Origin of the sequence: Colwellia echini (genome assembly GCF_002843355.2) — a bacterium.
Taxonomy (GTDB): domain Bacteria; phylum Pseudomonadota; class Gammaproteobacteria; order Enterobacterales; family Alteromonadaceae; genus Colwellia; species Colwellia echini.
This window is the reverse complement of sequence record NZ_PJAI02000004.1, coordinates 114,291-135,361: the sequence shown is the minus strand read 5'-3', so window position 1 is coordinate 135,361 and position 21,071 is coordinate 114,291. Positions and strand designations below refer to the sequence as shown.

General features: G+C 36.3%; 14 protein-coding genes. 6 read left to right on the top strand and 8 right to left on the bottom strand.

Features of this window, described 5'->3' with window-relative positions; all coding sequences use genetic code 11:
- Window positions 1-2: 2 nt before the first annotated feature.
- The 3 genes from dnaX to traF all read left to right on the top strand — a co-directional run bounded on the left by dnaX (window position 3) and on the right by traF (window position 4,589).
- The gene (dnaX, locus tag CWS31_RS05520) at window positions 3-2,321 is read left to right on the top strand and encodes a DNA polymerase III subunit gamma/tau (RefSeq protein WP_101345179.1); all 2,319 of its coding nucleotides are present in this window, start codon (window positions 3-5) and stop codon (window positions 2,319-2,321) included.
- Between the two features lie 116 nt (window positions 2,322-2,437).
- A complete protein-coding gene (locus CWS31_RS05515) occupies window positions 2,438-2,767 on the top strand; it encodes a YbaB/EbfC family nucleoid-associated protein (RefSeq protein WP_101345277.1) in 330 nt (109 codons plus the stop codon).
- Window positions 2,768-3,164: 397 nt separating this feature from the next.
- The gene (traF, locus tag CWS31_RS05510; RefSeq protein WP_170252769.1) at window positions 3,165-4,589 is read left to right on the top strand and encodes a conjugal transfer protein TraF; all 1,425 of its coding nucleotides are present in this window, start codon (window positions 3,165-3,167) and stop codon (window positions 4,587-4,589) included.
- Between the two features lie 108 nt (window positions 4,590-4,697).
- On the opposite strand, the gene CWS31_RS05505 is transcribed toward traF, so the two are convergent.
- The 5 genes from CWS31_RS05505 to CWS31_RS05485 all read right to left on the bottom strand — a co-directional run bounded on the left by CWS31_RS05505 (window position 4,698) and on the right by CWS31_RS05485 (window position 11,433).
- Window positions 4,698-5,687: a glucokinase gene (locus tag CWS31_RS05505; RefSeq protein ID WP_101345177.1), complete on the bottom strand. Its 990-nt coding sequence runs from the start codon at window positions 5,685-5,687 to the stop codon at window positions 4,698-4,700.
- A gap of 53 nt (window positions 5,688-5,740) precedes the next feature.
- Window positions 5,741-6,742: a LacI family DNA-binding transcriptional regulator gene (locus CWS31_RS05500; protein ID WP_101345176.1), complete on the bottom strand. Its 1,002-nt coding sequence runs from the start codon at window positions 6,740-6,742 to the stop codon at window positions 5,741-5,743.
- A gap of 86 nt (window positions 6,743-6,828) precedes the next feature.
- On the bottom strand, window positions 6,829-8,151 hold the full coding sequence (locus tag CWS31_RS05495) for a glycoside-pentoside-hexuronide (GPH):cation symporter (RefSeq protein ID WP_101345175.1): 1,323 nt from the start codon (window positions 8,149-8,151) through the stop codon (window positions 6,829-6,831).
- Between the two features lie 162 nt (window positions 8,152-8,313).
- On the bottom strand, window positions 8,314-9,849 hold the full coding sequence (locus tag CWS31_RS05490) for an MFS transporter (protein WP_101345174.1): 1,536 nt from the start codon (window positions 9,847-9,849) through the stop codon (window positions 8,314-8,316).
- A 252-nt stretch (window positions 9,850-10,101) separates the two neighbouring features.
- On the bottom strand, window positions 10,102-11,433 hold the full coding sequence (locus CWS31_RS05485; protein ID WP_101345173.1) for a GH1 family beta-glucosidase: 1,332 nt from the start codon (window positions 11,431-11,433) through the stop codon (window positions 10,102-10,104).
- A gap of 297 nt (window positions 11,434-11,730) precedes the next feature.
- Between CWS31_RS05485 and CWS31_RS05480 the strand changes: the two genes are divergently transcribed.
- Both CWS31_RS05480 and CWS31_RS05475 read left to right on the top strand, forming a co-directional pair.
- Entirely contained in the window at window positions 11,731-12,999 is a 1,269-nt protein-coding gene (locus CWS31_RS05480; protein WP_425457510.1) for a sugar MFS transporter, read from the top strand.
- 150 nt (window positions 13,000-13,149) lie between these two features.
- Window positions 13,150-15,783: a glycoside hydrolase family 3 protein gene (locus CWS31_RS05475; protein ID WP_246143380.1), complete on the top strand. Its 2,634-nt coding sequence runs from the start codon at window positions 13,150-13,152 to the stop codon at window positions 15,781-15,783.
- Between the two features lie 307 nt (window positions 15,784-16,090).
- Here the strand turns inward: CWS31_RS05475 and CWS31_RS05470 are convergent, their stop codons facing one another.
- A complete protein-coding gene (locus CWS31_RS05470) occupies window positions 16,091-16,801 on the bottom strand; it encodes a DUF6445 family protein (RefSeq protein WP_101345171.1) in 711 nt (236 codons plus the stop codon).
- Between the two features lie 233 nt (window positions 16,802-17,034).
- Between CWS31_RS05470 and CWS31_RS05465 the strand changes: the two genes are divergently transcribed.
- Entirely contained in the window at window positions 17,035-18,594 is a 1,560-nt protein-coding gene (locus tag CWS31_RS05465) for a tryptophan halogenase family protein (RefSeq protein WP_101345170.1), read from the top strand.
- 82 nt (window positions 18,595-18,676) lie between these two features.
- Here CWS31_RS05465 and CWS31_RS05460 read toward each other — a convergent pair whose 3' ends face one another.
- Window positions 18,677-20,170, bottom strand: coding sequence for a tryptophan halogenase family protein (locus CWS31_RS05460; protein WP_101345169.1), 1,494 nt, complete (start codon window positions 20,168-20,170; stop codon window positions 18,677-18,679).
- Window positions 20,171-20,213: 43 nt separating this feature from the next.
- A complete protein-coding gene (locus CWS31_RS05455) occupies window positions 20,214-20,936 on the bottom strand; it encodes a SapC family protein (protein WP_101345168.1) in 723 nt (240 codons plus the stop codon).
- Window positions 20,937-21,071 lie beyond the last annotated feature (135 nt).

Here is a 21,071-nt window from a genome sequence, read left to right as displayed (position 1 = left end):
CTATGAGCTATCAAGTTTTAGCAAGAAAGTGGCGCCCTAAAAATTTTCAACAATTGATGGGGCAAGAGCATGTTGTCAGTGTATTGGTTAATGCTTTGTCGCAAAAACGTTTACATCATGCGTATCTTTTTACAGGTACTCGTGGTGTTGGTAAAACCACTATTGCCCGAATTTTTGCTAAAAGTCTTAACTGTGAAACAGGTATTACTGAAAAACCTTGTGGGGTATGCGCTGCGTGTGTGGATATTGATCAAGGTCGCTTTGTTGACCTATTAGAAATTGATGCGGCATCTAAAACTAAAGTTGATGATACCCGTGAGATCCTTGACAACGTTCAGTATGCACCAAGCAGAGGGCGCTTTAAAGTATATCTAATCGATGAAGTGCACATGTTATCGCGTCATAGTTTTAACGCACTGCTTAAAACGCTGGAAGAGCCTCCTGAGCATGTAAAGTTTATTTTAGCGACTACCGATCCGCAAAAGCTACCAATAACGGTTTTATCCCGTTGCTTGCAGTTTCACTTAAAAGCATTAACGGTAAAGCAAATAGAAGATAAACTGGCAGAAATATTATCGCAAGAAAAAGTAAATCATGAACAGGGCTGCTTAACTTTATTAGCTAAAGCTGCACGCGGCAGTATGCGAGATTCATTAAGTTTAACTGATCAAGCAATTGCTCAAGGCCAAGGTAATATTAGTTTAGCTAATATTCAACAAATGCTTGGCGGCATTGATCAAAACTGGGTTTACCAGCTTGTTATTGCCTTACTAAAACAAGATAGTCAGTCTTTAATGTCGTTATCGCAAGAAATGGCTTCCTATGCACCAAGTTATAACCGTTTATTTGCCGAACTCATTCAGTTATTTCATCAAATAGCTTTAATGCAAATTGTTGAACAGCCTTTTGATTTACCTGACGACTTATTGGTTTTATTAAAGAAATTTAGTCAGGCTATGTCGGCTGAAGATGTACAACTTTACTATCAAATAGCCTTAAATGGTCGAAAAGACTTGCCTTATGCATCAGATGAGCAAGCAGCATTCGATATGACCTTATTACGATTATTTGCCTTTAAACCTATGCAAAAATCACATTTACCCAAAATAAGTGACGTTACACATAGCAAGTTAAATAAAGAAGAGTTTACTGATATTAGTTTTAATAAAGCTACCCCTACTACTTCGGTTAGCAAAGAGCCTTTACAAACTAAGTTAGATGATGATAACAATGACAATACTGTAGAGCAAGCTAACATAACCGAAAACACCGCTATAGTATCGGAAGAAGCTTTGACGCGCGAACAATCGAGAACTGTTGACGCACCTACTGTTGAAGTTATTAACAATGAAGATGTTATAAAAGATAATAGTCATTATGCAGATAATGACTATCCGTATAATGCTTATGAAGAAAGTAGCTATGCCGGAAGTAGCACTGAAGATTCTCGTGATCATAGTGAGTTAACTGCTCAAATGTTTGGCGTTGAACAACAAACGGCGGCACTTATTGATAATGGGAGTGAATTGCCCGAGCACATAGCAAGATCACAATTTTCATCTGTACAAAAAACTCAAACGCATAACAGTAGTGAAAATACAAAACAAGACTCTTATGAGCGTAATAACTCAACTTTAACTTCCTCTGAGCAGGTAAAAACAGACAGTATTGATAGCCCAGTAAGTTCGATTTTAGCAACGCGTAATATGCTGCGCAGTCGCAAGAAAGCAATGGAAAATCAGACAAAAAAGTCTAATGACGCAACTATGCGTCAGCCAAACAGCAAAATTAATAGTAATGTAGCTACACTTGAATCAACAATCGATGCTCATACGGCACCTAATGCACCTGTAATTAATGCACCTGTAGTTATAGTGCCTGAGCCAGAAATACCGTTTCATCAAGACAATATTGATCCAACGATCGTAACTAAAGCCAATCAAGTTGATAAGTGGGCGCATATGATTGATTCAATGCAACTTACTGCGCGTGTTAGACAATTAGCTATTCACGCAACAATCAGTGAAGACTCAACCGACGATAACTTAATCTTACAATTAGATCAGGCAACAAGACATTTAAATACCGAGTTTGCTCAAGAGCAGCTACAAACTTATATTTGTGAATTTTTAGCTCGACAAGTAACTGTTACCCTTAATGTTGTGGAAGAAACGGTAGCTGATCCTTATCAAATTCAAGTTCAGATTAACGATAAACGATTAGAGTACGCTAAAACAGTAATTAAAGAAGATAGCGTGGTGATTGCTTTACAAAATACTTTTCAAGCGACATTAGATGAAGAGAGTATTTCAGCACGATAATTTAAAGTGAATCTAAAGTAGGTGTATTCATAGTCTTTTAGTGTAAAAACTATTGTGTTTTAGGTAAAGTAACCCCATTAATAAATAAACTAGTTAACAGTATAAAATTGGAGAATATAATGATGAAAGGCGGAATGGGCAACTTGATGAAGCAAGCCCAACAAATGCAAGCCAAAATGGCAAAAGCACAAGAAGAATTAGCACAAATGGAAGTTGTTGGTGAAGCTGGTGCCGGTATGGTCAAAGTTACTATGACAGGTAGTCATAGTGTTCGTCGTGTTGAGCTTGATGAAAGCTTAATGGATGATGATAAAGATATGATTGAAGATTTACTTGCCGCAGCGGTAAATGACGCTGTACGTCGCGTTGAAGAACAAAACAAAGATAAAATGGGCGCGCTAACCGGTGGTATGCAATTACCGCCGGGTATGAAAATGCCGTTTTAGGCTTAAAACTCAATAAAATGGCACCTAGTAAGGTGCCATTTTTGTTTTGGCTATTGCGAGTCGATTACAGTATAAGTCATTAGTGCTTCAGTTAGCGTTACTCCAATTCTAATGTTTATTTTAAATATCGATTGGTTAACTCTTTTATATCTTAGGCAATCACTTTAACTAAAATTGTTAATGAATTGTACCTATAGCTAGTTTGCCATCAGTACATTTGTTAATATGTGTAATAATAAGTTAGTACCAATTCTATTAGCTTTATGAAGTTTATGAGTCTATTTTACACAGAGCATAAATTTACATGGAGTGGTGTAACTACTACAGTGTCTTATGCCCACTTGTTATTTTAGTGTACAGAAGCCTATTTATGGATCAAATCAAGGTTAATCTCATTATGCATACTATCAAGTTTTCAGCTCTTACTGCGGCTATTTTATTAAGTTCAGCATCGTTTGCTGCGACTCAACTAGCACCTGACGAATTAGGTTACAGCCAACGTGGCCTTTCTGTACATGGCAACCCAGCTGCTGCTGCGGCCACAGCTAAAATTAACGGCGTTAATACCTCTAAAGGCGGAATGGTATCAATATCTGGCGGTATTGAATATGGTAACTTAGACGATTTATTTGATGTGATTGATAATATTTCCAGAGAGATAGTTGCGCCGATTAACGGTGAAAGTTCGCCGAGCGAAAGCCAGTCAAGTATCGATATTGCAAAAATTATTGATGAAAATCCTGAGGCGGATAGTGCTTTAAAAGCTTTAGTACCGGAGGTGTTGGTAGTCGGTGGTTTATTAGCGGTTATTGCTGAACAAGGCTATGGCACCGCGCATATTGGATTAGACATACCATTTGTTATTAGTGATGACATTTATGGTGGTAGCCTGATGTTTAAAATTCAAACATTAGGTAGTTCGAAAGCGGTAGGTATTACAGAAGGCCTTAATTTTGATGAAGCACAAGCTAAAGCAGCATTAGAGAATATTTTAGCGATAGACCATAACACCCCATCTACTGAATTTGATTTAAGTGCGGGGGTTAAAGTTCAGTATGATCAAAATATTGATGATTTAAGCCTGAGATTAGAAAATGAAAGTTTACTATTAGTGAAAGCCGCTGATATTTTTAAAATGAGTGTAGGCTATAGCCGTAGCGTTTATAGTTCTGATTCTGGTAATCTATTTTTGGGTGTTGAACCTACTTTTTATCGTGTTGGCCTAACGAATATTAATGTTAGTTTAGGTGATTTAACAGACTCTCAAGTTCTGTTTGATAATATCAGAGATACTGACTTTAAATATCAAAATGCATTTGATGCTGATATTGGTCTAATTTGGTCGGCAAATCATTATGAATTAGGGGCGAGTATTAAGAACCTAATAGAAATGGATTTTGATTACCCTAATACAGACTTTAGTCAATTTAGCTCAGAAGAAGTAAAAGATAAATTAATACAAGAAACCACTTATGTTATAGAGCGACAAGGTAAAGTTGAAGGGGCAATATTTACTTTAGATAGACGTTGGAGTTTAAATATGGCTATCGAGTTAAATGCCGTTTCTGATCCTATGCAAAATGAATATCAATGGGCGAGTGTTAATGTTGGTTACGCTTCTGATTCTTGGTGGCTACCAGGTGCTCGATTAGGATATCGCCAAAATTTAGCTGGTACAGAATTAGGTTACTTAAGTGCAGGTATTACTTTTGCGAAATATATAAACCTTGGTGTTTCGAGTACATTAGATACGGTAAATATTGATGGTGTTAACGTTATGCGTGGCTTAACGGCTAATTTAGGTTTACAGTTTGAATATTAAATTCACTTAAATATAAGTGTTATAAAGAATAAAAAATTGCATTAAAAAGCTCAATGAAATATTGAGCTTTTTTGTTTGTAATACATGTACTAGTCAACAACTTAAAGATTAAACTATCTGGTTGATGAATGCTGCAGCACCAAGCAAACCCGGTTGGCTTTCAGTAATAATATACGTTGGTGTTTGCTCATTTAAATGAGTCATACGACCTTTCGCTTCAAATCGCTCTCTAAAGCCACTCTCTTGTACGTACTCAACAAATCTTGGCACTATGCCTCCTGCGATATATACGCCGCCAGTTGAGCCTGTAGTTAAGGCTAAATTACCAGCAAAGCTGCCAAGTACTTTACAAAACTGTGCCAAGGCTTGGTTACATATATCGCAACTATTATTTAAAGCATTTGTACTGATATCTTTAGCGGTTAGCTTAACTGATTGTGGTTCTGAAACTTGCACATTATTAATAATTAATAATGCTTGATATATTTGCTCAATACCATAGCCAGAAAGAAGCTGTTCGTATGAAATACGTTTTTTTATTTTTTTTAACTGTTCGAATATTAGTACATCAAGGTCATCTACAGGGGCAAAATCGATATGACCACCTTCGCCACCTAAACAATGCCATTGGTCATTAATATTTACTAAGTTAGCAACACCTAAACCTGTTCCTGGGCCGCAAACAGCTATAGGGTTATTTTTTATTGATTCACCTTCGCCAATTTTTACTTTTTGATCATCACGTAATGATGGAATTGCCATAGCAATAGCAGTGTAATCATTTATCAAGGTTAAGCTGTTTAAGTTAAGCTCGGCTTTAAGTTGCTTTTGTGAAAACTTCCAAGGCAAGTTAGTCATAGCAATAGCATCGGTATCTACTGGACAAGCAATGGCTAAACATGCATTTATAGATGATGTTAACAATTCTTTTTCAGTTAGATATTGACGAATAACATCACTTAACTGTGGGAATAACTTACATTGATATGTTTGAATACCGCTTAGGTTATTATCTTTATCGGTAATTGCTAAACGGATATTTGTACCACCAATATCTGCAACTAAATTAACTACTTGGCTATGTTGTGAATTAATCATTCTAGGTCTTTTCTCTCATCAAAATATAGGCGTTAAACTATACTAGCACTTTATTAAACAGCACTAATAACAGAATCTCGGGTTATAAGTGTTGGTTCAAAAGAGTGAGTAATATTGATATTCTTTTGTTTATAAGTGTTTTTTAATACTAATTTGGCTGCCATATGGCCCATTAAATTCACCGGGTTATCTATGGTGGTAAGTTTGGGGTAGGTGTGCTGTGAAAAAATGATATTATCAAAACCAATTATTGATAGTTCATCAGGCAACGAAAACCCTTGCTCACGCGCATAAGTTATTGCCCCTGATGCCATTTCATCATTAGCGCAAATTAAGGCAGTAAAGGGTTTATTGCTATTAATAAAATGCTCTAAACCATCGCAACCACCTGTTTCTTTAAAATCACCTTCAAAATAAAGTGTATCACTAAAGGGGATGTTATATTCCGTCAATGCTCTTTTATGACCAGCTAAACGACACTTAGCATCAGATTTGAATTGTGGACCTGCAATATATGCAATAGCCGAGTGGCCTTGCTCTATAATTGACTTAGTGGCTAAATATCCACCTAATTCATTATTTAGGCTGATGCAGTTTTCACTAATTGCTGCAACGTAACGACTCATGAGATAAACAGGGGTATTGCCTTTACATAATTCAATAAGGTATTCATCATTAACAGCTTCAACATGTAAAATAATGGCATCACAGTTTCTACTAATTAGAAATTCAATACCGTCCTTTTCTCTTTCTTCTTCACTATGACCTGTGGTAATGATTACGTGTTTACCTGACAATCTTAATTCAGACTCTATGCCGGCCATCATTTGACCAAAGAAGGGGCCGTGTAATTCAGAAACCAATATACCGACACTATTAGTTCGGTTAGAAGCAAGCGATTGAGCAATAGAGTTAGGGCGATAATCTAATTCAGCCATGGCGTCAGTAACTTTCTGGCGTGTTTTATCGCTAACGCGTGAGTTATTATTGATCACTCGTGAAACCGTTGCTAACGAGACACCAGCAAGTGTTGAAACTTCGTATATTGTCGCCATTTTATTCCTAAGTTACGCAATCTAATTGTTTGTAATTGTTAATACTATAAATATTGACGGCGAATTTTAGCATAGTTGCGTAAGAGTTAACCAGTTTTTAACTCGGTTTGAATATCAACAACTTTTTGCTCTGTTAAGGTGTAATTTCTCATCACCCAAGCTACAGCAATAGAGCCTAATGCTGGGAAAAGGGTGAACGATAAAAGTAAGCCATGTTTAGTCGCTTCGGTTTGTTCTATATCGGCTTGGTAACCGTAAAAAGTTAATAACCAACCAGCGAGTGCTCCGCCAATAGCAACGCCCATTTTGATAAAAAATATGACGCCCGAATAAACTAAGCCAGTTACTCTAATTCCCGTTTTTTTATGTCCATAATCAATAGTATCGGCCATTTTTGCCCAAAGTAATGGTGAAGCCATATCGAGGAAGAACTTCCATGCAATAAAAGCGATAAAGGCAACAACAATCTGATCAGAAGCAATAAAAAAACTTAACAGGCATATAGCCGCAGATATACTTTGTAGCGCAATATAGGCTTTAATTTTACAAACGCGTTTAGCAAGTGGTTGTGCTACAGCGCAACCAAGCATGCTGGCAATAACACCGAGTGTTAAAAATGAAGTAATTAAATCCTCTCGTCCAAGAAAATACTTAACATAATAAACAGCCAGAGTTAGGCGTAATACTTGTCCGGTAAGTAAATAAAATGCAGCGATACACAGGATACGCCATTGATCATTTTTCCAAAGTGACATTAGGTTTACTTTCATCGAAGCATCTTGATCTTCAGGTGGTGCTACGCGCTCTTTGGTTCCTAAGAAACATAATAAAAATAACACAACACCTAAGCTGCTCATTGCTACCATGGTTAATTGATAGCCCTTTGCACTATCTCCTTGCCCAAACCATTCAACCATTGGCATGGTCGCAGCAGCCACAATCACTCCACCTAACATACCAAAAACAAAACGGTAAGATTGTACAGTAACGCGCTCTTTTGCATCAGCGGTTATTACTCCACCTAAGCCACAGTAAGGAATATTAATGGCTGTGTAGGCAATCATTAATAAAGTATAAGTAACAAAAGCATAGATGACTTTATTATCACCTGACAAATCAGGTGTAGTGAAAGCTAATATACTAATTAAGGCAAATGGCAGCGCTAACCAAAGTAGGTAAGGGCGAAATTGCCCCCATTTAGTTCGTGTTTTGTCAGCTAAATTCCCCATAATAGGATCAGTAATCGCATCGATTACACGTACAAATAAAAACATTGTTCCTACTACTGCTGGCGATAAACCAACCACGTCTGTATAAAACAATAACAAAAACATCATCACTGTTTGAAATATAATATTACTGGCGGTATCGCCTAAGCCATAGGCTATTTTTTCTCTTACGCTAATCATGAACTCTCAATTCTCAATATTAAAATTTTTATTAAACCTGATACTTTTTAAATAAATTACTTATTAAATTTATTATTTACTAAAACTACTGATGGCTTAGCATTAAGCCATCAGAGATTTAAGTTATTACAGTACTATATTTTATAGGACTAATTCTGGAGGTTAGGTTGTTGGTGCTATCATTCTACGTTCTATTAATTCATCGCCAATTTGTTGATTATCTTTACTGGTTAATGGGTAAAAAATCATCAGTGCAGCACCTGCAAAAGCAAAAGCTGCAGGTATCCAACTCATTAGTAATTGCATGCCGGGTAGAGAGGCTTCAATGGTAGATTTATCCATACCATCGTAGCCGTAACCAGCGAGTACAACGAGTACTAATGCGCCAGCAAAACCACCGCCTGTTTTTTGTACAAAGGTTCCTGCAGAATAAATTAGCCCTGTTGCACGTCGTCCATTTTTCCATTCAGAATAATCGGCTGAATCACCTAACATAGTAAAGTATAAGGTTGGCATTATGGCAGCAAAAAACTCAGCGCTACCACCAAGCACAAAAATAGCGGTCAGGTTACCTTGCGGTACCCAATAAAAAGCGCCAGTGAGAATGCCACTGATAATAAGAGAAACAATAAATAATTTACGTTTACCAAGTTTTTTTGCTAAATAGCTTGTTGATAGCGCACCTAAAATAGATGCTAGTAATAATACAACAAAGTATTTTCCTGCTAAAACTTCGCTACCTACGTGGTACTTAAAATAGTAAGCGATAGTGCCGTATTTTATGCCATTAAATAGCATGGTTATAAAGCCCATACCAAGTAATATCAACCAAGGCTTGTTGGTTAATAAATCAACCATGTCTCTTTTAGTTCCGCCTAAATCTTCAGGTGTAGTATTAATTAATTTTTTAATAACTAGCCACATTGAGCCCATGACGATAACAAAAAAAGCACCACTATAGATATCGCGGTAATAGAAGAATAATGTCATTGCCAATAACGGTAAGATGATAAAGGGTAGGTTTTTACTTAAATCAATTAACTCAGATTTTAGGTTGGTTGACTCATCAATGGTTGGCGTTACACGCTCTTTAGTGGTGGCAAACGTTGTTACCATTAATACAATTAAAAGAACGGCAAAAAGGTACATGGTATATTGATAACCCATGGCGTCATTACCGTCGCCAAAGTAGGCAACTAAATCAGGTAAAAACCCCATAACGAGCAAGCCACCAGCAAAAGCTCCGGCAAAGCGGAAGCCAGATAAACTAGTACGCTCGGTATCACTTGGTGTCATAACGCCCATTAAAGCAGAATAAGGCACATTATTTACCGTGTAGGCAAGCGTTAAGCCGATGTAAGTTATATAGGCGTAAACAAGTTTTGCGGTATAACTTAAATCAGGTGTGGTAAAACTTAATACCATGAATAAGGCTAAAAATGGAGTTGACCATAATATCCACGGACGAAACTTACCCCAACGAGTATTTGTTCTGTCGGCAATCATGCCCATAATAATGTCAGTTACACCATCAGACAAACGTACCACTAAAAACAGCATAGCGGCGGCGGCGGCAGTTAAGCCAAAGGTGTCAGTATAGAATACGGCTAAGTAAGCTAAAGCACCACGCCAAACTAAATTGGCAGCGGCGTCGCCCATGGCGTAACCTATTTTTTCATGAAAGGGGAGTTTAGTCATCAGATTGCCTTATAGTTATTATTATTTCTGTTCATGCTTGAGAGCATGATTTTTTTGTAATAGCCTTGTTGTTTTAACTTTATTATCTTTGTTTTATAACTTTAGCTTATTGGCTTTAATGTATAGCTTTAATGTATAGCTTTAATATATTGATTTATATGTTTTTGTGATATTTAACTGTACTTAATATCTATGATTTAAAGCTGTACGGAAAGAGGTAACTAACGCTATCTCTTTCATTAAACAGACTTTCTATCTGTTTTTAATTAATTCTTTATACGCTAAACCACTAGCTTTAATGGTTCTCTCTTGCGTAACGTAGTCAACATAAACAATGCCGAAGCGTTTTAAGTAGCCTTCAGCCCATTCAAAGTTATCCATTAAACTCCAAGCAAAGTAACCATCAACATTTACACCTTGCTCAATGGCATTATGTACTGCATTTAAATGATCATGATAATAATCAATTCTGTTTTGATCGTTTACCACGCCATTAACAATGGTGTCTGCCATTGCCGCGCCATTTTCTGTTATATATACCGGCGGAAGTTTGTACTTTTTATTAAGCGATACTAATAACTCGGTAAACGCTTTAGGGTAAATCTCCCAGCCAATATCGGTAAGTGGCTCAGGGGGATCAATTTGGAAAAAATGCTCTTTTACATCAGCACGGTAAATTGCTCGGGTATAAAAGTTAACCCCTAAAAAGTCCAACGGATGGCTAATTATTTCCATATCGCCTGGCTGAATTTCTGGGTGATTCTGCACAGGTAATTGTGACATTATTGCTGGATATTCAGCGTCAAATAATGGCTTAATATACCACTGGTTAAAGTAATCATCAGCAAATGCAGTAGCATTAATATCCGCTTCTGAATTGGACTCAGGGTAGCAAGGGGTAAAGTTAAGAACTATACCATTTAATGAATTAGGACTGTTTTTAGTTAATACTGCCATCGCTAGACCATGTGCTAGTAACAAGTGGTGTGCCGCTTTTTTGCCGAACTCTTTACCAACAATACCTGGCGCATGAACGCCAACCTCATAGCCTAAAAAGGCACTACAAAAGGGTTCATTTAAAGTAGCGTAAGAATAAACACGATTGCCAAAGGCTTTTGAAATTAAATCAGCGTAATCTCTAAATTTATAAGCCGTTTCTCGATTTAACCAACCGCCTTTGTCTTCTAAATGTTGTGGTAAATCCCAATGGTATAGTGTCACGTAGGCTTTAATGTTTTTATCAGCTAACGCATCTAAAATACCTACATAGTAAGCCACACCTTCAGGGTTTAGCTCACCTGATTCAGTTATTACACGTGGCCATGAAATAGATAATCGATAGGCATCAACTTCTAATGAATCAATTAACTCAATATCTTGCTGCCATAAGTTAAAATGATTACAAGCAGTTTCGCCATTTGAACCATCAGCAACCTTATCTGGTGTATCGCAAAATGTATCCCAAATACACGGAAGTCTTGAGTCTTTGCCACCTTCAATTTGAAAAGAAGCGGTTGCTACGCCATAAACAAAATCATTTGAAAGCATTTTGGAGTTCGCGGGTAAAGTAATTTTTGTGTTCATTAACGGTATACCTATTTTAAGCCGATTTAGTTTGGCAATTATCTAAGTGTAATTTTAAGTGCGGCCTTACAAAAATAGTAAAAAGTACTCAGTTGTACTTTACATCCTCAATGTAAGCGCTTACATTTAAGGTTAGTGGTTTATAAGACTTAGGTCAACCACTTTATGATATTTCAAATAAATCAATGTAAGTTACTGAATAAAAACTACTTGGTTTCATTGGAATCTATTCAAACAATAATAAGTTAAGCGATAATTAATCAAACACTTAACAAAATAAATCTTGAAGAGGTAGTTATGTCAATGCATTCAAACTTAGGCGCAGTAAACCCGGTAGGGAGTGCGTCGCAAAACAACAATTATACTTTTGCACTCACATCATTAACCTCACTATTTTTTATGTGGGGGTTTATTACTTGTTTAAATGATATTTTAATTCCGCATTTAAAAGGTATTTTTGATTTATCTTATAGTCAGGCTATGCTGGTACAATTTTGCTTTTTTGGGGCTTACTTTCTTGTTTCATTACCTGCTGGCGTAATTGTTAAAAAATTAGGATACCAAAAAGGCATAGTGCTTGGTTTAGTCATTGCTGCGGTAGGCTGTTTATGTTTTTATCCTGCGGCTTCTATGCATAGTTATCCTGTGTTTTTGATGGCGTTATTTATTCTGGCTAGTGGTATTACTTTATTACAAGTATCTGCTAATCCTTATGTGAGTATGCTAGGTGATGCTAAAACAGCGTCATCTCGATTAACTATGACCCAAGGTTTTAATGCGTTGGGTACAACCGTAGCGCCATTTTTTGGTGCTTTTTTGATTTTAAATCAAGCAGCAGACGCCTTAACACCACATACAACTGCAGAGTCAGTACAAATGCCGTATGTTTTTTTAGCAGCCTTATTGTTAGCGCTTGCGGCAATTTTTGCTTGGTTAAAATTACCTAATTTAGAATCGGTAGGAGAAGTAGAGCAAAAAGATTTACAGGGCGAAGACGGTAGTGCATGGCATTACCGTCACTTAGTGCTTGGCGCTGTTGGCATATTTGTTTATGTAGGAGCTGAAGTTGCCATCGGTAGTTTTTTGGTTAGTTTTTTAGCTGAGCCTAGCATTGCAGGGTTAGAAGAATCAGATGCTGCAAAGTATATTGCTTATTATTGGGGCGGCGCTATGGTAGGCCGATTTATTGGTGCGGCTGTAATGCAAAAAGTAGCAGCTGGAAAAGCTTTGTTTTTCAATGCTAATGCTGCAGTAATTCTCATCATCATTGCTGTTTTGTCATCAGGTACACTTGCGATGGTTTCAATTTTACTTGTTGGCCTATGTAATTCTATTATGTTTCCAACAATTTTTAGTTTAGCTATTCAAGGCTTAGGTAAACACACTAGTCAAGGCTCTGGTATTTTATGCTTAGCTATTGTTGGTGGTGCAATTATTCCGCTTGTTCAAGGTGTTTTAGCCGATAGTATAGGCGTGCAACCCGCATTTTTATTACCAATATTATGTTATTTGTTTATTGCTTATTACGGCGTATCAGGCAGTAAAGTCAAAGCTTTAGTTAGTTAGTTAGAGCTGTAGTTAGGGTTTTAGTTACGTTCCTGCTAAAAATCTAGCACTTAGTGCGCATTTGAAATTAAGTCTACTTATTCAGCTTAGCAACTTACTTATCAGTATTAAAAAATGGTAATACTTATGTTAAAAAGCAACGGGTTAAATATGAAATTATTCATCACAAAACAATTAAAACATAATCACGGTAAATTTAAACCAACACTACTTTGCTTGGTTTTAGCTTCATTACTGATTAGTTGTACCGATAACAAACAGTCTGACTCGGCAGTACTAATCAATTCGAGCGTTAATTCGAGCGATGTTACTCCCCAAACAGAGGATGCATTAACGTCAACCAATATTGATATTTGGCCTGAGCTTAATGCAGATGTTAAAACCGAGACTGTTATTGAAAATAAAATAGCAGCGCTTTTAGCTACCATGACACTGGAACAAAAAGTCGCACAAATGATCCAGCCAGAAATACGTGATATTACGGTTGAAGATATGCGTAAATATGGTTTTGGATCATACTTAAATGGCGGTGGAAGTTTTCCTAATGCTAACAAGCATGCAACGCCAAATGATTGGGTTCAGTTAGCCGAGGACATGTATCAAGCATCAATTGATGACTCGTTAGATGGCAATAGTATTCCCACTATGTGGGGCACAGATGCTGTTCACGGCCATAATAATGTTATTGGCGCAACACTGTTTCCACATAATATTGGCTTAGGTTCTGCCAGTAACCCGGAGTTAATTGAAAAAATTGCCGCGATCACTGCAACTGAGGTAATGGTAACGGGTATCGATTGGGTTTTTGCGCCAACTGTTGCAGTTGTCCGTGATGATCGTTGGGGTAGGGCTTATGAAGGTTACTCAGAAGATCCTGAAATAGTGAGAGAATATTCTGCTGCTATTGTCAAAGGTTTGCAGGGGGCTGCAGATAAAGACTTTCTTGGCGACGAGAGAGTGATAAGCACTGTAAAACACTTTATTGGTGATGGCGGTACTCAAGGAGGTGACGATCAGGGCAATAATACAACATCAGAGCAAGAGTTATTTGATATTCATGCTCAAGGTTATGTTGGTGGATTAACTGCGGGTGCACAGTCGGTTATGGCTTCCTTTAACAGTTGGCATGGCAACAAAATTCATGGCTATAAATATTTATTAACGGATGTTTTAAAAGACAAAATGGGCTTTGATGGTTTTGTGGTAGGTGACTGGAATGGTCACGGACAAATTAAAGGCTGTTCAAATGAAAGTTGTCCGCAAGCAATAAATGCTGGTTTAGATATTTTCATGGTGCCGACAGATGCTTGGAAGCCATTATATGAAAATACGATTGCACAAGTTAAAAGTGGCGAGATTCCATTAGCACGAATTGATGATGCGGTGAGCAGAATCTTACGCGTTAAATTTAGAGCGGGCCTTTTTGAGAAGCCTAGCCCGATAAATAGAACGTTATCTGGTAAAACAAAACTAATTGGTGCTGAAGAGCACAGAGAAGTTGCCAAACAAGCGGTACGAGAGTCGTTGGTATTACTTAAAAATAAAAACAATATTCTCCCTTTATCACCTAAGCAAAATATTCTAGTTGCTGGCGATGGCGCTGATAATATTGGCAAACAATCAGGTGGTTGGAGTATCACTTGGCAGGGCACTAATAACACGAATCAAGACTTTCCAGGGGGAAGCTCTATTTATGCTGGCATCGAACAACAAGTTATCGCTGCGGGTGGCCAGGTAACACTTAATGTTAAAGGTGATTTTAAGAGTAAGCCAGATGTTGCCATCGTCGTTTTTGGTGAAGAACCCTACGCAGAAGGTGTTGGTGATATTGAAAACTTAGAATATCAACAAGGTGTAAAACAAGACTTAGCGTTGTTAAATAAACTTAAAACCCAAGGTATACCTGTTGTTTCATTATTTATCAGCGGCAGACCTATGTGGGTTAATGCTGAGCTGAATGCTTCTGATGCGTTTGTGGCGGTATGGTTACCTGGATCTGAAGGTGATGTTGTTGCCGATGTGTTATTTAAAAATACTAACGATGAAGTTAATTATGATTTTACCGGTAAATTATCATTTTCATGGCCATCAGCAGCAGATCAAACCAATGTAAATCGTTTTGATCAAGACTATCAGCCATTACTGCCTTATGGCTTTGGTTTAGCTTATGGTGATGAAAATATATTAGCAGATGATTTAGTGGTTATTACTGATACGACTAAGACTAATTTACAAGGTATTACTTTGTTTGAAAGTGCTATTAAAGCGCCTTGGAAAGTTGTGATATCAGATGCTAATTCATCAACTCATATGGTAAGTAACGTTGTTGAAAATAACACTGTTTATTTACGTACTATTGATCGAAATGTTCAAGAAGATGCCAGAAGAATTGTTTTTAATGGTAAAGGTTTTGGTGAAGTTAGCTTTAGTAGCGAGCATGCTATTGATTTAACGCCTTATCAAAAATCAGGCTCAGTGCTAGAAGTTGCGGTGCGTTTACCACAAGGTTATACGGTATCAAAGGATAAACCTGTTTATATATCAATGGACTGTGGTGAGCAATGCGAAGGACTAGTAGATATCAGTAAAACTTTATCTTCATTGGAAATGAATCAATGGCAGACTTTAAATATAAACTTACGATGTTTTGAGCAAGCAGGTGCTGATTTAACAGATATTACTAATCCATTTTCTTTAGCGACTAAATCAGTATTCACTATTGATTTTATGGATGTGTTTATCAAAGAAACGAGTGTTAACGCAATTAATTTAGCTTGTGATTAATTAAAAGTAATAATAATGGGCTGATAATAAGTTTATTAGCTCATTTATTGAAATAGCGGTTTAGCTATTAGCCACTCCTTTTAAAATCAAGTTATTATAAATAATCTGAGTTTGGGGTAGCAAAATGCTAAAACAGTTTTAATTATCCGTATTGCTGCGTCATGAAAGCTTCCAATAACCCGTTACTGGCTTCGCTTTCCCTTCTTTTACTACGAATTATTAAAACTATTGTAGAGGAAAAGTTCTAAGTTATTGATATTATTTTTCTACTAACTCTAATTATCTTGAACTCAGGTTAAATAGAATTTTATGGATTAAATTCAATAAAACTTGCAATCGTTAAGCGTCCTGTTTTGGGGTTAGGATCAAAATTATAATCTGATGTGATAAGACCAGAGTGTAAACTAGAGGCTTTATAGATCAGTAATCGATTAAAGACACATTGATATGATGCTATTTTTTCAAATTCAGCAGAGTCGTCACAAATATAGGTATCGGATGCTTGATTTCTATCTTTAAATTGCTCATCGAGATAATCTAAGTAGCCTTGATATCGTGAATCATCCACATAATCATAGCCTAAGGCTTTATGATGGTAAAAACAGGTACCAGTATCTGGCATGTCAGATAAATAATGTAATATGGCTAATTTGTTTTCTCCTAAACCATCAAAGTGTGGAATAGTTTGAAAAAATTCAAGATTTTCCGCTGGTGTTGTAATAATCGAAAAAGTAGCAACAGCGGTTTTTATTTTTTTTAAATCGACCCCAAAGGTTGCCTCAATATCTGCGCCTAAGTTATGTATTAGTGCTTGGATATATGAAATAGGCAAGGGCATACGGATACCAGGATAAAAACTATTTGAAGGGGAGAATTGGTTTTTATTGATAGCGAAATCAATCAATACTTGTGGGTCCGTAAGGTAAGAATCAACTTTTAATAAAGGCTGTTTTTCTACACCAAATGTAATATTGGATATATTGGCGTTCGGGTTCAATAAAAGGAAAGAACGACTCATTTTTTACTCCAATAAAATATTAAATTTCAGGTAATAATTAGTATTAATAAATATTAAAAAGCTAGCTTTACAATAATTTGATTATAAATATTAAAAATATAAAAAACAATGATTTATGTAATGATTGAAAATGTTAATGTGTAGGCCGAATATATTAGTTATGGGTTACTCTGAACCGAATATGTAACGTTAACTAGATAAAAATATAAAACAATAATATTGGTATAATAATTATGAATAAAGCGATTAAACAAGTAATTATAGTGGGTGGAGGCACTGCAGGTTGGTTAACCGCTGGCGTAATTGCCGCAGAGCATAATTTAAAATCTGAATCAGGTTTACAAGTAACCTTAATAGAGTCACCAGAGGTTAATACTGTAGGTGTTGGTGAAGGTACTTGGCCTACTATGCGAGAAACTTTAGATAAAATAGGGATAAATGAAACTGACTTATTTAGGGAGTGTGAGGCTTCGTTTAAACAAGGCTCTAAATTTTCCAAATGGGTTAACGGAGCAGAAGACGATCATTATTGTCACCCGTTTGTATTACCACAAGGTTATGGCAAAACAGATCTTGTTTTTCCTTGGCAGAAACATCGTGCAGATATTTCATTTGCCGATGCAGTTAGCTTTCAAGGGCATGTTTGTGAGCAAGGACGAGCACCTAAACTTATAACAACACCAGAATATGCAGGTATGGCAAATTATGCTTATCACCTTGATGCTGTAAAGCTAGGCATGTTTTTACAAAAACATTGTATTGAAAAATTAGGTGTTAACCATGTTATTGACCATGTAACCGAAATAAATTCAGCTGATAATGGCGACATTTTGTCAATTACAACAAAAATGAATGGTGATATAGCAGGCGATTTATTTATTGACTGCTCAGGTTTATCTTCAATGCTATTAGGCAAGCATTTTAAAGTGCCTTTCATTAGTAAAAAACACATCTTATTTAATGATACGGCTTTGGCTGTGCAAGTACCTTACCTAGATGATAATAGCCCTATTGCTTCACAAACCATATCAACAGCTCAAAGCGCAGGATGGATTTGGGATATAGGGCTACCTTCAAGACGAGGTGTAGGTTATGTTTACTCAAGTGAACACACGAATGAAACAGAAGCAGAAGTTGAATTACGTGCTTATATTGAGTCCTCCATTGGCAAAACAGAAGCTGATAAACTCAGCGTTAGAAAAATTAGTTTTAATCCCGGTCATCGAGAAAAATTTTGGCACAAAAACTGTGTTGCTATAGGTATGGCTTCTGGTTTTTTAGAGCCGCTTGAAGCTTCTGCTTTAGTGTTAGTTGAACTTGCTGCAGCTAAAATAAGTCGTGAAATGCCAACAACACGAGAAACTATGGATATTGTTTCGAAACGTTATAATAAACAATTTCTTTATCGCTGGGAGCGAATAATCGATTTTTTAAAGCTGCATTATGTTTTAACCAAGCGAACCGATTCAGCGTATTGGGTTGATAATTGTGCTCTTGAAACAATACCTGAAAGCTTACAAGAGTTAATGACCTTATGGAAACAGCAACCACCAGGCCCGCAAGACTTTCATCATGTTGAAGAGGTTTTCCCTTCAGCAAGTTGGCAATATATTCTTTATGGTATGGGCTTTGAAACAGCAGAAAACTCACGGTCACGCAAATTTGTAAATGAAAATATGGCGCATAAATTCTTTAGTGAGAATGTTGAATTAACTAAAAAATATTTATCAGTGCTACCTACAAATAGAGAGTTAATTAATAAAATTAAACAGTATGGTATGCAGAAAATTTAGCGTTATTTATAAATAAACGATATCTGCACTGCGGATATCGTTTATATAAACTGAGCATTAAATTAGCTAGTTTCTAGCTAAGCTACGATGAAGAACAATATTGCTCTAAAAAAATTTTATGTGTTGGTAAACTAGCAACGCCTTTCTCAATTGTTTGTCTTATATCACTTAAAAACTTCTCTAGTTCATGAGCTTTCATAATGGCCGCAATTTGATGATATTGTCCAGGATAAACGCCTTGCCCTAACATTACTTGCACCCATGAATCAACTCGAAAGAGTTCCCCATCAGATGTATAAACTCGGCCAGTTTCTCTGAATAAGTCTATTTTTTGTTTAAGTGATTCAGGTATTTCCATGTTTTTACAGTATTGCCAAAATGGTGTGTCAGCCCGATCTGTCGCATGGTAATGTAAAATAATAAAGTCGCGAATATGCTCAAGTTCAACGGTGAGTTGTTGATTGTATTCGTTAACAGCAGAAGAAGTTATACCTTCAAAAGGAAATAACCTTATTAATCGTAAAATACCGGTCATAACCATGTGAATACTGGTTGATTCTAATGGCTCAACGAAGCCACTTGCTAAACCCAAGGCAATACAGTTTTTATTCCAACCTTTTCTACGACGGCCAGTTTTAAATTTAATCACTCGAGGTTGGGTGATCGGCTCACCTTCAATGTTATTAAGTAATAAGCTTTTGGCATCTTCATCAGATATATATTTACTGCAAAAAACTAAGCCATTTCCTACCCTATGTTGTAATGGAATACGCCATTGCCAGCCACTTTTGTGGGCAATTGAACGAGTATAAGGTAAAGGCGCTGATAACGACTTTGTTTGTACTGCTACAGCACTATCAGAAGGTAACCAATGAGACCAATCTTCATAGCCTGTATGTAGCGCTTTTTCGATGAGTAAGCCGATAAAACCAGTGCAATCGATAAATAACTGACCGTCAATAACATTGCCATTAGCAAGTTCAAGCGATTTTATGTCACCTGTGTCACTATCTTTCGCAACATTAACAATTCTACCCTCTAAGCGTTTAACACCATGGGCTTCTGCAAACGATCGTAAAAATTTTGCATAAAGCGTAGCGTCTAAATGATAAGAATAATTTAATCCATCTTTAGTAATTGCAAATTTTTCAGCTTTAGCAGCTTGAATTTCAGGGCAATATTTATCAAAATCAAAATTAATATTATTTTGTTTACCATGTAACCAAAAGTGTTGGAATTCTCCAGCCCAACATTCTTTTCCTACGCGGCCAAAACCATGCATGTATTCATCATCACCATTTTTCCAGTTTTCAAAGTTAATACCTAATTTGAATGTAGCATTGGTAGCTTTCATAAAAGCTTGTTCATTAATACCAAGCAAATTATGAAAAGCCACTAATGGTGGTATTGCTGCTTCACCAACCCCTACAGTACCAATCTCATCAGACTCTATTAACTTGATGTCAAAGGATTTTCCCAATAACCTTGATAACGAAGCTGCCGCCATCCAACCAGCAGTCCCACCACCTGCAATAACGATTTTAGTGATTTTATTATTATTTAAATTATTCTTCATTTTAGCCTCAGTACATGCGTTGTTAAGGAAATTACTGTTTTCATTATTTTTTAAGATTATTTTTAAAATCTATTAATCGTTGAATATTGCCTAATGAAGCAGTAATAAAGTAAGCAATTCTTAAAAATCCTGATGTGTGCATTTCATTAAGCGCATCACCACTGAGTTTAGAAAGTTTTTCTTCGTTAAGGGTATAATTACCTTCAAGAGAAATATTATCCCCATTATTTAATTCTATATTTAAAGCGACAGGTTCAATCAATTCATTTTTTATAAAAACATCAAACATTTCTTGGTTTAGCTGAGAACCATCATAGAGTGCTTTTAAAGACTGATTGACTTGTTGAAGGTAAGGGCTAGCTTCACCATTTTTTTGGAAAACAGCTTCCCCTTTCATTTTGTTTACTCTTGGATTATCCAAATCAATAGCAATAATCGGTTGTTTAACTTTTTCGCCATTTACTTCTTGTTCTTCAAATCCGATAGTAAAAGGTCCTTTAGTGATCATCGCAGGAATATAACTTGCTTGCCAACCGGCCTTAATATAAAGATTCTCATTAGCAACTAAACCAAGTAATACGACACTTTGAAATTGACCTGTTTCAGGATTTTTAATAAAAAGAATAGGGTAATCACGTTGTGCATTTTTTATTTCGGTTGGAAATATTAAAGCACTATTATTTTTTTCGGCAAATTCACCGTCAAAATTGGTGATAACTTTAAGGTCTTTGTGATTTTTATTATCGAGAATACTGTGATCAGCCATGGGAATTCCTTTAGATGAAGCTTGCGCAACGTAACGTGTTATTTAACGTAATGATTTACTGTACTTAAAATTAATACTTTATAAAAGACTCTTTAGTAAAAGATTGTTTTATAAAAATTAACTTAACTTGCTTTA